The following is a 16,453-nucleotide window of genomic DNA, read 5'->3' as shown; positions in this document are numbered from 1 at the left end:
GGTTGTGACCTTGCCCGACTATCTGCGGGCTCGTTGCGGTGCCCGGCGCGGCGCGGTGAGCTGGCCCGGCCACCAGAACCAGCGGTCCAGCGTCGCCACCAGCGACGGCAGCACCAGGGTCCGCACGATCAGGGTGTCCAGCAACAAGCCGGCGCAGACCGTCGAGCCGACCTGGGCGATGCTCAGCACGGTGCTGCCCACCAGGGCGAACATGGTGATCCCGAAGATGATGCCGGCGGTGGTCACCACCCCGCCGGTGCCGCCGAAGGCGCGGATCAGCCCGGTGCCGATCCCGGCTTTGGCCTCTTCGCGGATCCGCAGCGCCAACAGCAGGTTGTAGTCGGCGCCGACGGCCACCAACGCGATGAACGCCATCGGCGCGACCGCCCAATGCAGCGGCTGGCCCAGCAGGTGTTGCCAGACCAGCACGCTCAGCCCCAGGGCCGACGCGTAGGACACGATGACGGTGCCAACCACCGCCAGCGCGGCCACCGGGCTGCCGAGCATCACCGCCACGATCGCGAAGATCAGCGCCAGTGTCGCCGCCACCAGCAACACGACGTCCCCGCGGACCAGGGTCTGCAAGTCCCGGGTCGACGGCCCCACCCCGGCCAGCTGCACCGACACCGGGGTCAGGGTGCCCTCCTTGGTTGCCTCGGTGACGGCGACGTCGATCTGGCGGGCGCGCTGCGCGCCGTCGGCGCCCCACTCCTGCCCGGTGCCGTACACCATCAGATAGGTGGCGCGGCCATCCGCTGACATCAGCGCCCGCAGCACCTCCCGGTATCGGGGGTCGGCGAGTGCGCGGGACGGCAGGTAGAAGCCGCCGGCCGCGCTGTCCCGGAAATCGGCGGCGACCCCGCGCAGGTAGTCGGTGAGCTCGTGCAGCTGCGGGGAAAGCGCGTCCACCACGCCGTTCAGCTCACGGGTGGCGCTCTGAGCCTGACTCAGCACCCCCCGCATCGACCGCAGCGTCGCCGGCAGCCCGGCCAGCGCCGCGGTGGCGGTGCCCGAACCCGCGGTGAGTTTGGCGGCGCCACCGGTCAGTGCGGCCGAGCTGGCGACCATGCTGTCGACGGGTTCGACCACCCGCGCGACCACCGCGCAGAGCGGGTTGGCCGGGCAGTCCGGGGTGCTGTCGACGAAGCCGCGCAGCGGGTCCAGGTACCCCGACACCACCCCGACGTTGCTTTGCAGCCCGTCCATGCCGGCGCGCATATCGTCGGCGGCCGAACCGATTTCGCTCATGCCGGTGACGCCGCCGGTCATCGCGCCGTCGAGTTGGTCGATCGTCGCCGACAGCCGGTTGAGCACCGCGTCGAGGTCGCCGACCCCGGTCAGCCGACCGGTGAGCGAGTCGATGCCGCCGCCGAGTTGGGTGCCCAGCAGCCCGGCCTGGTGGCTCAGGGTGGCCTCGTCGGGCACCCTGCCCGCCGGCCGGCTGGCGGACTGCACCATCCGCACCCCCGGGATGGCCATCACCGCCCGGGTGATGCGCTCGACGGCCAGCAGCCCGGCCGGGTTGCGCAGATCGTGATCGGCCTCGACGGTCACCACGTCGGGCAACAGCTGGTTGGCCGGGAAGTGCCGGTCCATCGCCGCGTAGCCGCGGTTGGCCTCGGACCGGGCCGGGGTGGCCGAGGGCTCGTTCCAGCCGGTCCGCAGGCCGGCCAACGGCACGGTCAACACCAGGATCAGCCCGGCGCTGGCCAGGAAAACCGGCCCCGGCCAGCGGGCAACGATCGCGCCGACGCGCCGCCAGCGCCGCGCGGTGACCGCCCGGCGGGGTTCCAGCCAGCCGCGGCGGCCGGCCAGCGCGATCAGCGCCGGTGTCAACGTGAGCGCGGCCAGCATGCCCACCAAAATGCCGATCGCGCAGGGTATTCCGGTGCTGCGGAACATGCTGATGTGGGCCAGGTTCAAACACGCCAACGCCACCGCCATGGTCGACGCCGACCCGACGATGACCGGTGCGACACCGCGGTAGGCGGCGGTCAGGGCGGCGGCGGGGTCGACGCCGTGGCGGCGGCCCTCGTGGTAGCGGCCGATCAGGAAGATGGCGTAGTCGGTGCCCGCGCCGAGGATCATCGCCGCGATCAGCGCGACCGTGAACAGCGACACCTCGATGACGCCGCGCTCGGCGAGCGCGGCCACCAGTGGCCGGGCCACCGCCAGCGCCAGCCCCACCGAGATCAGCGGGATCGCGGTGGCCACCGGCGAGCGGTACACGAGCAGCAGCAGCACCATGATCACCAGCACGGTCGCGGCGGTGATGGCCAGCATCTGGTGATCGATCGCGGCGAACTCGTCGACCAGGGTGGCGCCCGGTCCGGTCAGGTAGACGTGCAGGCCGTCGGGCGGGTGCAGCCGGGTCAGGGTGTGCCGGACCGCGGCGACGGACTCGCTGGCCGCCGAGGCGCCCAACATGCCCGACATCTGCACCATCACATCGACGGCGCGGCGGTCTGGGCTTTGCGCGGCGGCTTCGGTGAGCGGTGCAGTCCACAAATCGGTGACCGAGTAGACGTGGCCGTGGTCGGCGCGCAGCGCGGCCACCAGCGCCTCGTAGTAGCTCCGGTCGGCTGGGCCCAGCGGTTGATCCCGCTCCAGGACAACGTAGTTAAGGTTGTTGCGGGGCGCTTCCTCGGACAGCTCGGCCGATCGCAGTGCCGCTCGCGAGCTGGGCGCGTCGGCGGGCATGAAGGACCGGGAATGCGTCGCCACCACCCGTTCCAGCTGCGGCACCGCCAGATTCGCCAGGCCGGCGGCGACGATCCAACCCAACACGATGACGGCCGCCCAACGTTGGATGAACCGCCCGGCGCGGGCCAGCAGCTCAGGCAATGGTCTGCAGCGAAATCGGCATGCCGTCGAACAGCTCGGCGATCCGCGGCTCGTCATGTTGCAGCGCCCGGACCCGCACCGATCGCTGCATTCCGGCATCCAGTAGGGCGCGCAAGCCGCGCTCCTGGGCGGCCAATTGCGCCCGGGCTTGCGCGGCGGGCACCCCTTCGTGGTGGGCTTGATCGAGCTTGGCGGTCAGCGCGGTCATCCAACGCTGCTGCAGCGCCAGCAGCAGGCCTTCCTCGCTGCCGAACAGCCGCTCGACATCGGGCCGGTTGCCGTTGAAATGCAGTGCCGCCTGGGGATCTTCGGCGGCTTTGGCGATCAGGTCGGCCATGAAGGCCATCCGCTCGTGCAGTTCGGTCCAAGTCATGGCATCGACGCTACGAATCGCCGGCCGGCGCGGCATCGTGCCGCGGTCCGGTTTTGCGTGTCCTACCGGGGTCGGAGTGCTTGTCCGCCCCAAGCACGATGTGCGCGGCGATGATCCCTTCTACGATGAGCCGATGTTGCGTGCGGCAGCCGACTTCGTCGGTGAGCGGTACCGGCGCCGCAGTGCGCTCATCCCGCCCGGCTACTCCTGGTTATTTATCCTGCTGGTCGACGGCGCCATGGTGCTCATCCTGGTCGGTTCGGTGCTGCAACGCCCGCGTGCGGATCTGCCCACGGCGACGGCGGCGGCGCTGCTGGCGCTAGCCCCGTTGGTGCTGTTCTTTGTGGCCGGGGTCAAGTTCATGCCCGGTTTGACGTGGGCGACCTCGTATGCGGCCAGCATGATCCTGCTGTTCGCGACCGCGACCCCGATCGACGGTGATCTCGCCCCGGCGCTGCTGGTGGTGGCGCTGGGGTGCTTCACGGCATTGGCCCCACCGGTTTCCGGGGTACTTGCGCTGGGGGCGGCGCTGGCGCTGCTGGCGGTGGCGTGGGCGACGCACCGGCTCGACGCGCTGCCGCTGTATCTGGGCATAGCCGGGACGGGTTGGTTGATGGGGATTTTGACCCGGATGCAGGCCGGGTTACTGGTCAAACAGCAGGAGTTGCAGGCCGATTTGGCCGAGCACGCGGCGGCCGACGAGCGGCGGCGCATCGCCCGCGAGGTGCACGACGTCATCGCGCATTCGCTGTCCATCACGCTGCTGCATGTCACCGGGGCGCGGCATGCGCTGCAGCAGGACCGCGACGTCGACGACGCGGTCGACGCGCTGACCGACGCCGAGCGGCTGGGCCGCCAGGCGATGGCCGACATCCGGCGCACCGTCGGGCTGCTGGAGGACGGCCCGGCCGGCACCGCGCCGGAACCCGGGATCGCCGACATCGGTGACCTGATCGAGGATTATCTGCAGGCCGGGCTCCAGGTCGTGCTGCACGCCGACGGGTCCGGTGATCAGGTATCGGCGGCCGTGGGGTTGGCGCTGTACCGCATCACCCAAGAGTCGCTGGCCAATATCGCCAAGCATGCGCCGGACTCCAAGGCCACGGTGGAGCTGGTGGTTTCACCACCCAGCGCGCGGCTGGTGATCGTCAACGAGATGCCGGTGGCGGTGGCCGCGGCGTCACGGGGTGGCCGCGGCCTGGCCGGGATGCGCCAGCGGGTCGAGTTGCTCGGCGGCGTCATCGACGCCGGGCCTTGCGCCGAAGGGTGGTCGGTGCGCGCCGAGATCCCGTTGGGCGATCCCAGCCCGTCGCGGCGACGGTGCCCGCTGACATGAGTGGCCCCGAGATCTCCGTGCTGCTGGTCGACGATCAGGACCTGGTCCGCTCCGGGCTGCGCCGGATCCTGCGCCGCAAGGACGGCTTCGTCATCGTCGCCGAATGCGCCGACGGTGACGAGGTGCCCGCGGCGGTCGCCGAGCACCACCCCGATGTGGTGGTGATGGACCTGCGGATGAAGCGGGTCGACGGGATCGAAGCCACCCGCATCCATTGCGCCGCTCCGGATTCGCCGCCGGTGCTGACGCTGACCACGTTCAACGAGGACGAGCTGCTGTCCGGGGCGCTGCGGGCCGGGGCGTCGGGATTCGTGCTCAAGGACTCCTCGGCCGAGGAGCTGATCCGCGCGGTGCGCGCGGTCGCCGCGGGCGACAGCTACCTCGATCCGGCGGTCACCGCACGGGTGCTGTCCACCTACCGGCAGGTCGCCGTGCAGCGCCGCGCCGACACCGTCGCCGAGCTGACCGCCCGTGAACGGGACGTGCTGACGTTGATCGGCCAGGGCCGGTCCAACACCGAAATCGCCGACCAGCTCTGCATTTCGGAGGTGACGGTGAAAAGCCACATCGGGCGCATCTTCGTCAAGCTCGATCTGCGCGACCGGGCGGCCGCCATCGTCTACGCCTACGACCACGGCATCGTCGTACCGCGGCACGGGAATTGAGGTCACGCGACGGGCGCGCCGAGGTCCCGTTGAGCCCGGGAGCTGAGTCAGCTGGCCGGTTCGTCGCCGATGTTGCCGAGGTGGTCGCGCAGCACCGCCCGCCCGTCGGCGAGGTGATAGGTGACCCCGGCGATCGCCAGGGTGCCGTCGGCCACCTTCTCGGCGATCGTCCTGGAGCGGGCCAGCAGCTGCGCACCGGTCTCGGTCACGTGCCGCGCCTCAAACTCATCAACCCGGCTCAGCCCCTCGCGGCGGCCCAGCAAAATCGACGGGGTCACCCGCTCGACCAGGTCGCGCACATAGCCGCCGGGCAGCACCCCGTCGTCGAGCGCGGCCAACGTCGCCTTGACCGCCCCGCAACTGTCGTGGCCGAGCACCACGATCAGCGGCACATTGAGCACCGCCACCGCGAACTCGATCGAGCCCAGCACCGCGGCGTCGATGACGTGGCCGGCGGTGCGGACCACGAACATGTCGCCGAGCCCCTGGTCGAAGATGATCTCGGCGGCCACCCGGGAATCGCCGCAGCCGAACACCACCGCGGTGGGTTTTTGCCCCTCGGCCAGGCTGGCCCGGTGCTCGATGCTCTGGCTGGGATGTTGGGGCGTGCCGGCGACGAAGCGCTCGTTACCCTCCTTGAGTGCCTTCCATGCGGATACCGGGTTCGAATTGGGCATGGCTCACATTCTGCCTTGTGGCCGGCGCGGGCGCCCAATGAGTGTCGGCGCCGAGGAACTGCTGGGCTGGTATGCGGGCGCCCGGCGCGACCTGCCGTGGCGGGATCCCGACGTGACACCGTGGCAGATCCTGGTCAGCGAGTTCATGCTGCAGCAAACACCGGTGGCCCGGGTGCTGCCGGTCTGGTCGGACTGGGTGACGCGCTGGCCGACGCCGTCGGCGACCGCCGCGGCCAGCGCCGCCGACGTGCTGCGCGCCTGGGGCAAGCTGGGTTATCCGCGCCGGGCCAAACGGCTGCACGAGTGCGCGACCGTGATCGCCCGCGACCACGCCGACGTGGTGCCCGACGACGTCGACACGCTGCTGAACCTGCCCGGGGTGGGCGGCTACACCGCGCGGGCGGTGGCCTGTTTTGCCTACCGTCAGCCGGTCCCGGTGGTGGACACCAATGTGCGCCGGGTGGTGGCCCGCGCGGTGCACGGCCGCGCCGAGGCGGGCACACCATCGGCGGTGCGCGACCACGCCGAGGTCGCCGCGCTGCTGCCCGACGACGACACCGCGCCGCAGTTCTCCGCGGCCCTGATGGAGCTGGGCGCCACGGTGTGCACCGCCCGCACGCCGCGCTGCGGGTTGTGCCCGCTGCGGGTGTGCGCCTGGCGGACCGCCGGCTACCCGCCCGCCGCCGGTCCGGCGCGCCCGGCCCAGCGCTACGCCGGCACCGATCGCCAGGTGCGGGGCCGGCTGCTGGACGTGTTGCGGGCCAACGATTCTCCGGTCACCCGCGCCGAACTGGACGTGGCGTGGCTGGTCGACACCGCCCAGCGGGACCGGGCGCTGGATTCGCTGCTGGTCGACGGGCTGGTGGAGCAGACCGCCGACGGCCGGTTCGGGCTGGCCGGCGAGGGCGAGTAATCGTTAGCAGGCCAGGGGAACGTCGAGATTGCGGGTGTGGTCGCGGTTTTCGAAAAACCGCGACCACACCCGCAATCTCAACACGCGAGCCGGTTAGGACAGGAACGCCTCGACCGCGGCGCGGTAGGCGTCCGGCGCCTCGTCGTGAATCAGGTGGCCGGCCTCAGGGACATGCAGATACGTGGTGCGATATCCCGTTTCGTGCATTGCGCGCATCTGGCCCGGCGGGGTGACCGAGTTGCCGGCCTCGATCAGCAGCGCCGGGCAGCGCACCGCCCGCCACTGCGCCCAGTAGTCGCGGGTGCCCCATTCGGCGGCGATCTCGATCCACCGGGCCGGATACCCGTGCAGCCGCCACCCGGTCGCGGTGCGGTCGAAGGCCTCCAGGAAATACTGGCCGGCGATCGGGCCGAACTCGGCCCGCACCTGCTCGGCGGCGCTGAACTCGACCGGCAGCGCATGCACCCACGGCTCCCACGGCCCGGTGGTGCGGCCCCGGAAGTCCGGGGCCATGTCCTCCACCACCAGCGCGGTGACCCACTCGGGGTGCTGCGCCGCCAGGCACCACGAATGCAGGGCGCCCATCGAATGGCCGACCAGCCGCGCCGGTGCGCCCAGCGCGGCCACCGCGTCGGCCAGGTCGGCGACGAAGCGTTCGGTGCTGATCGGGTCGGGGTCGACGGCGTCGCGCCCGCGGTGCCACGGCGCGTCGTAGGTGTACACGCTGCCCAGCCGGGTCAGCCACGGCAGCTGACGCGACCAGGTGCTGCCCCGGCCCATCAGGCCGTGCACCAAAACCAGCGGCTCGCCCCGGCCGCCGCGGTGGGTGAGCAGATCGGTTGGCATAGGTGTTCATCTTGCGTGGCCTGCCGGGTCGACGGGACGGCACGGTAGCCTTAACGCCATGCCAGTGGTGAAGATCAACGCAATCGAGGTGCCCGCGGACGCGGGCCCCGAACTGGAGAAGCGGTTCGCCAATCGCGCCCACACGGTGGAAAAATCTCCCGGCTTCCTCGGCTTTCAACTGTTGCGCCCGGTCAAGGGTGAGGACCGCTACTTCGTGGTGACCCACTGGGAGTCCGACGAGGCCTTCCAGGCGTGGGCCACCGGCCGCGCCGCGCAAGCCCACGCTGGTCAGCAGGCCAATCCGGTGGCAACCGGTGCGTCCCTGCTGGAATTCGAGGTTGTGTTAGACGTTGCCCCAACCGGCGAACAGGCGTAGCCGGATCCGGATGCGACGACGCGCGGTGGCGGTGACGGTCGCCGCCGCGCTGACCGTCGCTCTGGCCGGTGGTTGTAGCCAGTCCCCCGTGCCGTCCGCGAACGCGCGGGACGCCGGGGTGCAGATCGACACCAAAACCCCGCCGGGCCTGCGGGCCAAGCAGACGGTGGACATGCTCAACTCGGACTGGCCGATCGGCCCGGTCGGGGTCCGCACGCTGGCCGCCCCGGACATGGTGGATTCGGTGGTCACCACCATGGAGGGGCTGTGGTGGGACCGCCCGTTTACTTTCGAAAGCGTCGATATCCACGCCGGGGCGGCCACCCTGCACCTGGTGACGTCCTACGGGGCCCGCCAGGACATCGAACTGCACACCGACGACAACGGGCTGGTGGACCGCTTCGATGTCACCACCCAGACCCCGCCGGTCACGTCGTGGCGGGACCTCGACGCCGTGTTGAGCAGGACCGGCGCCCGGTACTCCTATCAGGCCGCCAAGGTCAACGACGGCCATTGTGACCCGGTGGCCGGTACCAACACCAGCGAATCCCTGCCGCTGGCCTCGATTTTCAAGCTGTATGTGTTGTACGCGGTGGCCAACGCGGTCAAGGCCGGGACGGTGTCCTGGGACGATCAGCTGACGATCACCGAACGGGCCAAAGTGGTGGGTTCCTCCGGGTTGGAGAAACTGCCGCCCGGGGCCCACGTTTCGGTGCGCACGGCCGCCGAGAAGATGATCGCCACCAGCGACAACATGGCCACCGACCTGCTGATCGGCAAGGTGGGCACCCACGCCGTCGAGCAGGCCCTGGTGGCGGCCGGCCACCACGACCCGGCCAGCATGACGCCGTTCCCAACCATGTACGAACTGTTTTCGGTCGGTTGGGGCGAACCCGATCTGCGCGAGCGCTGGCAGCACGCCTCCCCGCAGGTGCGCGCCCAGCTGCTGCAACAAGCCAATTCGGTGCCGTACCAGCCAGATCCGACCCGCGCCCACATTCCGGCCTCGATGTACGGCGCGGAATGGTATGGCAGCGCGCAGGACATCTGCCGCATCCACGCCGCGTTGCAAACCGGTGCGGTCGGCAAGGCCGCCCCGGTCAAAGAGATCATGTCCGCCGTCGCCGGCGTCGAGCTGGATCGCACCGAATGGCCCTACATCGGCTCCAAAGCCGGTGGCCTGCCGGGTGATTTGACGTTCAGCTGGTACGCGGTCGACAAATCCGGGCAGCCCTGGGTGGTCAGCTTCCAGCTGAACTGGGCCCGCGACCACGGCCCGCGGGTGGGCAGCTGGATGGTGCAGATCGCCCGGGAGGTGTTCGCGCTGCTCCCCCGGCAACCGTAGCCACCCCGTGCGATGCCGCGGCGCCCACTAACGCTAGCCCGCGGAAAATTGCGCCGACTGTGCGGTTTCATACGCTTTAAGGCGCTTAAGCGTATGAAACCGCACAATCACGAACGCTCTGGTGCTAGCCGTTACTCGGCGGCGTGCGCGCCGCCGGTGCTGTGGGCGCCCGCCTTAGCCAGATCCGCCTCGGCCGGCTCGTCCGGCTTGCGGCGTCCGGTGAAGGTAAACTTCGCGTCCTCACCGGAGGATTCGCCATCCCAGTTGTCCACGTCGACGGTGACGATCTGGCCGGGACCGACCTCCTCGAACAGGATCTTCTCGCTCAGCTGGTCCTCGATCTCGCGCTGGATGGTGCGCCGCAGCGGGCGGGCCCCCAGCACCGGGTCGAAGCCACGCTTGGCCAGCAACGACTTGGCCTTGTCGGTCAGCTCCATCGCCATGTCCTTGGCCTTGAGCTGGGTAGCGACCCGACCGATCATCAGGTCGACCATCCGGATGATCTCGTCGCGGGTCAACTGGTGGAAGACGATGATGTCGTCGATGCGGTTGAGGAACTCCGGCCGGAAGTGCTTCTTGAGCTCGTCGTTGACCTTGAGCTTCATCCGCTCGTAGTTGTTCTCCCCGCCGCCCTGGCTAAACCCGAGGCCGACGGCCTTGGAGATGTCGGAGGTGCCCAGGTTGGAGGTGAAGATCAACACGGTGTTCTTGAAGTCCACCGTGCGGCCCTGACCGTCGGTAAGCCGACCGTCCTCCAGCACCTGCAACAGGCTGTTGTAGATCTCCTGGTGCGCCTTCTCGATCTCGTCGAACAGCACCACCGAGAACGGCTTGCGCCGCACCTTCTCGGTGAGCTGACCGCCCTCCTCGTAGCCGACGTACCCGGGCGGGGCACCGAACAGCCTAGAGGCGGTGAACCGGTCGTGGAACTCGCCCATGTCGATCTGGATCAGCGCGTCGTCGTCGCCGAACAGGAACTCCGCCAGCGCCTTGGACAGCTCGGTCTTCCCGACCCCGGACGGGCCGGCGAAGATGAACGAACCGGACGGGCGCTTGGGGTCCTTCAACCCGGCGCGGGTGCGGCGGATGGCCTTGGAGACCGCCTTGACCGCGTCCTCCTGGCCGATGATCCGCTTGTGCAGCTCATCTTCCATCCGCAGCAGCCGGGTGGTTTCGGCCTCGGTGAGCTTGAACACCGGGATCCCGGTCCAGTTGCCCAGCACTTCGGCGATCTGCTCGTCGTCGACCTCGGCGACCACGTCCAAGTCACCGGAACGCCACTGCTTTTCCCGCTCGGTGCGCTGCGCGACCAGCTGCTTTTCCCGGTCGCGCAGGCTGGCGGCCTTCTCGAAGTCCTGCGCGTCGATCGCGGATTCCTTCTCCCGGCGCGCGTCGGCGATCTTCTCGTCGAACTCACGTAGGTCCGGCGGTGCGGTCATCCGACGGATCCGCATCCGGGCGCCGGCCTCGTCGATCAGGTCGATGGCCTTATCCGGCAGGAACCGGTCGTTGATGTAGCGGTCGGCCAGGGTGGCGGCGGCCGCGATCGCACCGTCGGTGATCGACACCCGGTGGTGGGCCTCGTAGCGGTCCCGCAGGCCCTTGAGGATCTCGATGGTGTGCTCCACCGTGGGCTCGCCGACCTGCACCGGCTGGAAGCGGCGCTCCAGCGCGGCATCCTTCTCGATGTACTTGCGGTACTCGTCGAGTGTGGTGGCGCCGATGGTCTGCAATTCACCACGAGCCAGCTTCGGCTTGAGGATGGACGCGGCGTCGATGGCGCCCTCGGCGGCCCCGGCCCCGACCAGGGTGTGCAGCTCGTCGATGAACAAGATGATGTCGCCGCGGGTGTTGATCTCCTTGAGCACCTTCTTCAGGCGCTCCTCGAAGTCACCGCGGTAACGGCTGCCGGCCACCAGCGAACCCAGGTCCAGGGTGTAGAGCTGCTTGTCCTTCAGCGTCTCGGGGACGTCGCCGTGCACGATGGCCTGCGCCAGGCCCTCGACGACGGCGGTCTTCCCGACACCGGGCTCGCCGATCAACACCGGGTTGTTCTTGGTGCGCCGGGAAAGCACCTGCATGACCCGCTCGATTTCCTTCTCCCGGCCGATGACCGGATCGAGCTTGCCTTCCATCGCGGCGGCGGTGAGGTTGCGGCCGAACTGGTCGAGCACCAGCGACGTCGACGGGTTGCCCGACTCGCCGCCGCGGCCGCCGGTGCCGGCCTCGGCGGTCTCCTTGCCCTGGTAACCGCTCAGCAGCTGGATCACCTGCTGGCGCACCCGGGTCAGCTCCGCGCCCAGTTTCACCAAGACCTGGGCCGCGACGCCCTCGCCCTCACGAATCAGTCCGAGCAGAATGTGCTCGGTGCCGATGTAGTTGTGGCCGAGTTGCAGCGCCTCGCGCAGCGACAGCTCCAGCACCTTCTTGGCGCGCGGGGTGAACGGGATGTGCCCGGACGGCGCCTGCTGGCCCTGGCCGATGATCTCCTCGACCTGGCTGCGGACCCCCTCTAAGGAGATGCCCAACGACTCCAGGGACTTGGCGGCGACCCCCTCACCCTCGTGGATCAGCCCCAAGAGGATGTGCTCGGTCCCGATGTAGTTGTGGTTGAGCATCCGGGCTTCTTCTTGCGCCAGGACGACGACCCGACGTGCTCGGTCGGTAAATCTTTCGAACATCGGTGGTTACCTGCTCTCCCTCACCATCGGTACCTCGGCGTCGCGTACCTGCCATCCACTGTAGTGGGCGGCCTGCCGCGGTGCGCCCTGGCTGGCTAGTACAACCTGCCGCGGACGCTCGCGGACCTGGCACAGACGTAAGAGAGCAACGCGGGAAAATCGGAAAACGTTTCCCGCACCGGGAGATGATCGGTTCGCCCGCAGCGAAACGCGCTCAGGTGGCCGCGTGGAATGCGTCGATGATGTCGGCCGGGATCCGACCCCGGGTGGACACATTGTGCCCGTTACGACGGGCCCATTCCCGGATCGCTGCACTTTGCTCGCGGTCGATCGCCCCCCGGCGGCCGGTGGCCGACCGGCCCCGCCGACGCCCGCTGACCCGACGGCCGGCCTCGACCCATTTCTTCAGGTCGTTGCGAAGTTTCGTGGCATTCTTGCCGGAAAGGTCAATCTCATAGGTCACCCCGTCGAGCCCGAATTCGACCGTCTCATCGGCGGCACCCTGGCCGTCGAAATCATCGATCAAGGTGACGGTCACTTTTCTCGCCATCGGCTCACCCTCGCGTTTCTTGCTATGTACTCACTGTGCACAAGGTGGCATATGAGTCCCCGGATTGCTGCTGCTCAATCTGCCATAGAAACGCGGCGCATTCAACACAAGCGCGGCGGGGCTGTTCAGTTGCCGTGCCGCCGAACAATCGGGAACAAAACCGTGTCCCTAATTGACAGACCGGTCAAGGTCATCAACAAGCGGTCGATACCCATTCCGGTTCCGGTGCATGGCGGCATCGCATGTTCCATGGCGGCCAAGAAATCCTCGTCGAGGGCCATCGCCTCGTCGTCACCGGCGGCCGCTGCTCGGGCTTGTGCGGCGAACCGCTCCCGCTGCACCACCGGATCGACAAGTTCGGAATATCCGGTGGCGAGTTCAACGCCACGCAAATAGAGATCCCACTTTTCGGTGACCCCCGGCACACTGCGGTGCTGCCGGGTCAACGGGGTTGTCTCGACCGGGAAATCCCGGACGAAGGTGGGCGCCGACAGCTGATGGCCGACGGTGTGTTCCCAGAGTTCTTCCACCAGTTTTCCGTGCCCGTAACCACGATCGGTCGGTATCTGCACGTCCAGCCGTTCGGCGATCCCGCGCAAGCGCTCAACCGAGGTGTCCGGGGTGATCTCTTCGCCGAGCGCGGCCGACAGTGATGGATACATTTGTATCGACGCCCATTCTCCGTCGATGTCATAGATGCTGCCGTCGGGCATCGGTAGCTGCCGGGTGCCGATCGCCTCGTCGGCGACCTGGAGAATAAGCTCGCGGGTCACTACCGCGGAATCGTCATAGGTTCCATAGGCCTGGTAGGTCTCCAACATCGAAAATTCCGGAGAATGGGTGGAATCGGCGCCCTCGTTTCGGAACACCCGATTGAGTTCGAAAACCTTGTCGAAACCGCCGACAACGCAGCGTTTCAGGAACAGTTCCGGTGCGATTCGCAGGTACAGATCGGCATCCAGCGCATTGGAGTGGGTGACGAACGGGCGGGCCGCGGCGCCGCCGGCCAAAGTCTGCAGCATCGGGGTCTCCACCTCGAGAAACCCGCGTCGCTCCAGGGCGTTGCGCACAGCTCGAATGACAGCGATCCGCTGGCGGGCCACCGCCCGCGCCTCCGGGCGCACAATCAAGTCGACGTAGCGTTGCCGCACCCGAGATTCTTCGCTCAGGTCCTTGTGCGCGACCGGCAGCGGCCGCAGCGACTTCGACGCCATCTGCCAGGTGTCGGCCAGCACCGACAGTTCCCCGCGCCGGGAGCTGATCACCTCGCCGTGAATAAAGACGATGTCGCCGAGATCCACGTCGCTCTTCCAGGCGTCCAGCGCCTCCGCGCCGACACTGGCCAGGCTGAGCATGGCCTGCAACTGGGTGCCGTCGCCGTCCTGCAGGGTGGCAAAGCACAGCTTGCCCGAGTTGCGGGCGAACACCACCCGGCCGGCGACGCCGACACGCTCGCCCGTGGTGGTGTCGGCGGCCAGATCGGGGTACGCGGCGCGGACCTCTGCCAGGGTGTGGGTGCGGGCCACCGCGACCGGGTAGGGGTCGTGCCCCTCGGCCAGCAGCCGCTCACGCTTGGCCCGGCGGATCCGGTACTGCTCGGGAAGGTCTGCATCGGCGGAGCTCACGACGTGCCAGCTTAGAGGACCCCGCTCGTCACGCGAGAGTGCGCTCACGCAGGGGCTCACTCGCTGTTTTGCTGCGTGAGCGCATTTTCACGGCCGGGGGCTCAGCGGGTACTCACCGCGCCGTTTTGAGCTTGCCGCGCTGGCTGTCGCGGTTACGTTCGAACACCAGCCGCAGGCCGTGCAGGGTCAGGTGCTGGTCGTAGTGGTCGACGGTGTGCAGCTCGGGCAGCAGCAGCGGCGCGGTGTGCCCGGTGGCCACCACCGCCACGTCGGTGCCGGTGAACCCCTCGAGTTCGCGGATGCGGCCGACCAACCCGTCGACCAGCCCGGCGAACCCGAACACCGCGCCGGCCTGCATGCATTCGACGGTGTTTTTGCCGAGCACCGAACGCGGCCGGGTCAGCTCCACCCGGCGCAGCGCCGCCGAGCGCGCCGCCGCGGCGTCCGAGGACACCTGCACCCCGGGCGCGATGGCGCCACCGAGGAATTCGCCCTTGGCCGAGACCACGTCCACGCAGATCGAGGAGCCGAAGTCGATCACGATGGCGGCGGTGCCGAATTTGTGAAACGCGGCCAGGCAGTTGACGATTCGGTCGGCGCCGACCTCTTTGGGGTTGTCGACCAGCAGCGGGATCCCGGTGCGCACACCGGGTTCGATCAGCACGTGCGGCACCGTGGGCCAGTACTGGTCGAGCATCAGCCGCACTTCGTGCTGGACCGACGGGACGGTGGACAGCGCCGCCGCGCCGGTGAGCTGTTCACTGTCCTCGCCGATCAAGCCGTCGATGGTCAGCGCCAATTCGTCGGCGGTGATCTCGGCCTCGGTGCGGATTCGCCAGTGCTGCACCACCGTGGCGTGCTCCCCGGATCCGGAGAGCAGCCCGACGACGGTGTGGGTGTTGCGGACGTCGATTGCCAGCAGCACGGTTACCGCGCGCTCATCCGCGGCGACATGAGGTCCGCAACGTCGTCGGGCACGAAGGCCGGGTCGTGCCCCAAGTCGATCTGCTTGTTGTCGGCGTCGACGAACACGATGCGGGGCTGGTAGCTGCGCGCCTCGGCGTCGTCCATGGTCGCGTACGCGATCAGGATCACCAGATCGCCGGGATGCACCAGATGTGCTGCGGCGCCGTTGATGCCGATCACGCCGCTGCCCCGCTCGCCGGTGATCGCGTAGGTGACCAGCCGGGCGCCGTTGTCGATGTCGACGATGGTCACCTGCTCACCCTCCAGCAGGTCGGCGGCGTCCATCAGGTCGGCGTCGATGGTCACCGAACCGACGTAGTGCAGGTCGGCCTGGGTGACGGTGGCGCGGTGGATCTTCGACTTCAACATGGTCCGTAACATCAGTTAGCTCCGATCTCAATGGCGATGTTGTCGAGCAGCCTGGTGGTGCCGAGCCGGGCCGCGACGAGCAGCCGGGCGGGTCCGTGGGTGGGTGCGGGCCCCAGTGCGTTATCCCGCAACTGCAGATAGTCGACGTCGATAGCGGGTACCGCGGCCAGCACCGCGCGGGCGGCGTCCACGGCGTCGGCCCCGGCCGCCGCGGCGTGCGCGCCGGCCAACAACGCCGCCGACAAGGTGGCGGCCAGGTCGCGCTGCTCCGGGTCCAGGTACCGGTTGCGGGAACTCATTGCCAGCCCGTCGGCTTCCCGCACGATCGGCACCCCGATCACCGTCACGTCGATGTTGAGGTCGGCGACCATCTGCCGGATCAACACCAGTTGCTGATAGTCCTTCTCGCCGAAGAACACCCGGTCGGGTCGCACGATCTGCAGCAGTTTGCACACCACGGTCAGCACCCCGGCGAAGTGGGTGGGTCGGGCGGCGCCCTCGAGGTCGGCGCCCAGCGGCCCCGGCTGCACCGAGGTGCGCGGGCCGTCGGGATACATCGCCGCCGCGCTCGGGGTGAACACCACCTCGACGCCTTCGGCGCGCAGCAACGCCAGGTCCTCGTCGAGGATGCGCGGATAGGCGTCCAGGTCTTCGTCGGCGCCGAACTGCAGCGGGTTGACGAAGATGGACACCGCCACCACCGCGCCCGGGACCCGTTTGGCGGCGCGCACCAGCGCCAGGTGCCCGTCGTGCAGGGCGCCCATGGTGGGCACCAGCATCACCCGGCGCCCGGTGTGCCGCAGCGCGCGGCTGACGTCGGTGACCTGGCTCGGGTTGGCGTACACGTTGAGCTGACCCGCGCTGAACACGGGCGCCTTGCTGGTCAC

Annotated in this window: 14 protein-coding genes and 1 pseudogene; 5 read left to right on the top strand and 10 right to left on the bottom strand. The window is 68.9% G+C overall.

The annotated features are described in order from the left end of the window. Positions 1–18 precede the first annotated feature (18 nt). Both ACAG26_RS04440 and ACAG26_RS04435 read right to left on the bottom strand, forming a co-directional pair. Positions 19–2,844 (bottom strand): RND family transporter, encoded by a 2,826-nt coding sequence (locus ACAG26_RS04440; protein ID WP_370479859.1) that lies wholly within the window; start codon positions 2,842–2,844, stop codon positions 19–21. Beyond that, a complete protein-coding gene (locus ACAG26_RS04435) occupies positions 2,837–3,217 on the bottom strand; it encodes a hypothetical protein (protein ID WP_370479856.1) in 381 nt (126 codons plus the stop codon). The genes ACAG26_RS04440 and ACAG26_RS04435 overlap by 8 nt, the downstream gene beginning before the upstream one ends. A 133-nt stretch (positions 3,218–3,350) precedes the next feature. Here ACAG26_RS04435 and ACAG26_RS04430 point away from each other — a divergent pair, with 133 nt between their 5' ends. Together ACAG26_RS04430 and ACAG26_RS04425 are read left to right on the top strand one after the other, a co-directional pair. Next, on the top strand, positions 3,351–4,553 hold the full coding sequence (locus ACAG26_RS04430) for a sensor histidine kinase (protein ID WP_370479854.1): 1,203 nt from the start codon (positions 3,351–3,353) through the stop codon (positions 4,551–4,553). Then, positions 4,550–5,218: a response regulator gene (locus ACAG26_RS04425; protein ID WP_370479851.1), complete on the top strand. Its 669-nt coding sequence runs from the start codon at positions 4,550–4,552 to the stop codon at positions 5,216–5,218. The genes ACAG26_RS04430 and ACAG26_RS04425 overlap by 4 nt, the downstream gene beginning before the upstream one ends. Before the next feature lie 47 nt (positions 5,219–5,265). Here ACAG26_RS04425 and ACAG26_RS04420 read toward each other — a convergent pair whose 3' ends face one another. After that, on the bottom strand, positions 5,266–5,895 hold the full coding sequence (locus ACAG26_RS04420) for a carbonic anhydrase (protein WP_370479849.1): 630 nt from the start codon (positions 5,893–5,895) through the stop codon (positions 5,266–5,268). Between ACAG26_RS04420 and ACAG26_RS04415 the strand changes: the two genes are divergently transcribed. Further along, positions 5,894–6,808 carry an A/G-specific adenine glycosylase gene (locus ACAG26_RS04415; protein WP_370479846.1) on the top strand — a complete coding sequence of 305 codons (915 nt, stop codon included), beginning with the start codon at positions 5,894–5,896 and terminating at the stop codon, positions 6,806–6,808. The genes ACAG26_RS04420 and ACAG26_RS04415 overlap by 2 nt on opposite strands. Positions 6,809–6,901: 93 nt before the next feature. On the opposite strand, the gene ACAG26_RS04410 is transcribed toward ACAG26_RS04415, so the two are convergent. Then, on the bottom strand, positions 6,902–7,654 hold the full coding sequence (locus ACAG26_RS04410) for an alpha/beta fold hydrolase (RefSeq protein ID WP_370479843.1): 753 nt from the start codon (positions 7,652–7,654) through the stop codon (positions 6,902–6,904). Between the two features lie 58 nt (positions 7,655–7,712). Between ACAG26_RS04410 and mhuD the strand changes: the two genes are divergently transcribed. Both mhuD and ACAG26_RS04400 read left to right on the top strand, forming a co-directional pair. Beyond that, positions 7,713–8,030: a mycobilin-forming heme oxygenase MhuD gene (mhuD, locus tag ACAG26_RS04405; protein ID WP_071024898.1), complete on the top strand. Its 318-nt coding sequence runs from the start codon at positions 7,713–7,715 to the stop codon at positions 8,028–8,030. A gap of 10 nt (positions 8,031–8,040) precedes the next feature. After that, positions 8,041–9,375, top strand: a complete 1,335-nt coding sequence (locus ACAG26_RS04400) for a serine hydrolase (protein ID WP_370479840.1) — start codon at positions 8,041–8,043, stop codon at positions 9,373–9,375. A 131-nt stretch (positions 9,376–9,506) separates the two neighbouring features. On the opposite strand, the gene clpC1 is transcribed toward ACAG26_RS04400, so the two are convergent. From clpC1 to panC, 6 genes and pseudogenes are all read right to left on the bottom strand, one after another. Then, a complete protein-coding gene (gene clpC1, locus ACAG26_RS04395; protein WP_370479838.1) occupies positions 9,507–12,056 on the bottom strand; it encodes an ATP-dependent protease ATP-binding subunit ClpC in 2,550 nt (849 codons plus the stop codon). Positions 12,057–12,270: 214 nt separating this feature from the next. Continuing rightward, positions 12,271–12,606, bottom strand: coding sequence for a histone-like nucleoid-structuring protein Lsr2 (lsr2, locus tag ACAG26_RS04390; protein ID WP_370479835.1), 336 nt, complete (start codon positions 12,604–12,606; stop codon positions 12,271–12,273). Between the two features lie 125 nt (positions 12,607–12,731). After that, positions 12,732–14,231 carry a lysine--tRNA ligase gene (gene lysS, locus ACAG26_RS04385; protein ID WP_370479833.1) on the bottom strand — a complete coding sequence of 500 codons (1,500 nt, stop codon included), beginning with the start codon at positions 14,229–14,231 and terminating at the stop codon, positions 12,732–12,734. A 112-nt stretch (positions 14,232–14,343) separates the two neighbouring features. Then, entirely contained in the window at positions 14,344–15,156 is an 813-nt protein-coding gene (locus ACAG26_RS04380; RefSeq protein ID WP_370479830.1) for a type III pantothenate kinase, read from the bottom strand. Between the two features lie 2 nt (positions 15,157–15,158). Beyond that, positions 15,159–15,578, bottom strand: a complete 420-nt coding sequence (gene panD / locus ACAG26_RS04375; protein WP_370479828.1) for an aspartate 1-decarboxylase — start codon at positions 15,576–15,578, stop codon at positions 15,159–15,161. A gap of 8 nt (positions 15,579–15,586) precedes the next feature. Further along, a pseudogene (gene panC, locus ACAG26_RS04370) lies at positions 15,587–16,453 on the bottom strand (pantoate--beta-alanine ligase); the annotation flags it as partial.

The organism is Mycobacterium sp. pUA109, from assembly GCF_041287095.1.
In the GTDB taxonomy this organism is placed as follows: Bacteria; Actinomycetota; Actinomycetes; order Mycobacteriales; family Mycobacteriaceae; genus Mycobacterium.
This window is presented reverse-complemented; position numbering and strand designations above follow the sequence as displayed.

Coding starts and splice junctions, on each gene's coding strand:
- ACAG26_RS04410 (WP_370479843.1), bottom strand. CDS start 7,654: ATGCCAACCGATCTGCTCACCCACCGCGGCGGCCGGGGCGAGCCGCTG.
- clpC1 (WP_370479838.1), bottom strand. CDS start 12,056: ATGTTCGAAAGATTTACCGACCGAGCACGTCGGGTCGTCGTCCTGGCG.
- lsr2 (WP_370479835.1), bottom strand. CDS start 12,606: ATGGCGAGAAAAGTGACCGTCACCTTGATCGATGATTTCGACGGCCAG.
- ACAG26_RS04420 (WP_370479849.1), bottom strand. CDS start 5,895: ATGCCCAATTCGAACCCGGTATCCGCATGGAAGGCACTCAAGGAGGGT.
- ACAG26_RS04425 (WP_370479851.1), top strand. CDS start 4,550: ATGAGTGGCCCCGAGATCTCCGTGCTGCTGGTCGACGATCAGGACCTG.
- mhuD (WP_071024898.1), top strand. CDS start 7,713: ATGCCAGTGGTGAAGATCAACGCAATCGAGGTGCCCGCGGACGCGGGC.
- ACAG26_RS04415 (WP_370479846.1), top strand. CDS start 5,894: ATGGCTCACATTCTGCCTTGTGGCCGGCGCGGGCGCCCAATGAGTGTC.
- ACAG26_RS04430 (WP_370479854.1), top strand. CDS start 3,351: ATGTTGCGTGCGGCAGCCGACTTCGTCGGTGAGCGGTACCGGCGCCGC.
- ACAG26_RS04400 (WP_370479840.1), top strand. CDS start 8,041: ATGCGACGACGCGCGGTGGCGGTGACGGTCGCCGCCGCGCTGACCGTC.
- panD (WP_370479828.1), bottom strand. CDS start 15,578: ATGTTACGGACCATGTTGAAGTCGAAGATCCACCGCGCCACCGTCACC.
- ACAG26_RS04435 (WP_370479856.1), bottom strand. CDS start 3,217: ATGACTTGGACCGAACTGCACGAGCGGATGGCCTTCATGGCCGACCTG.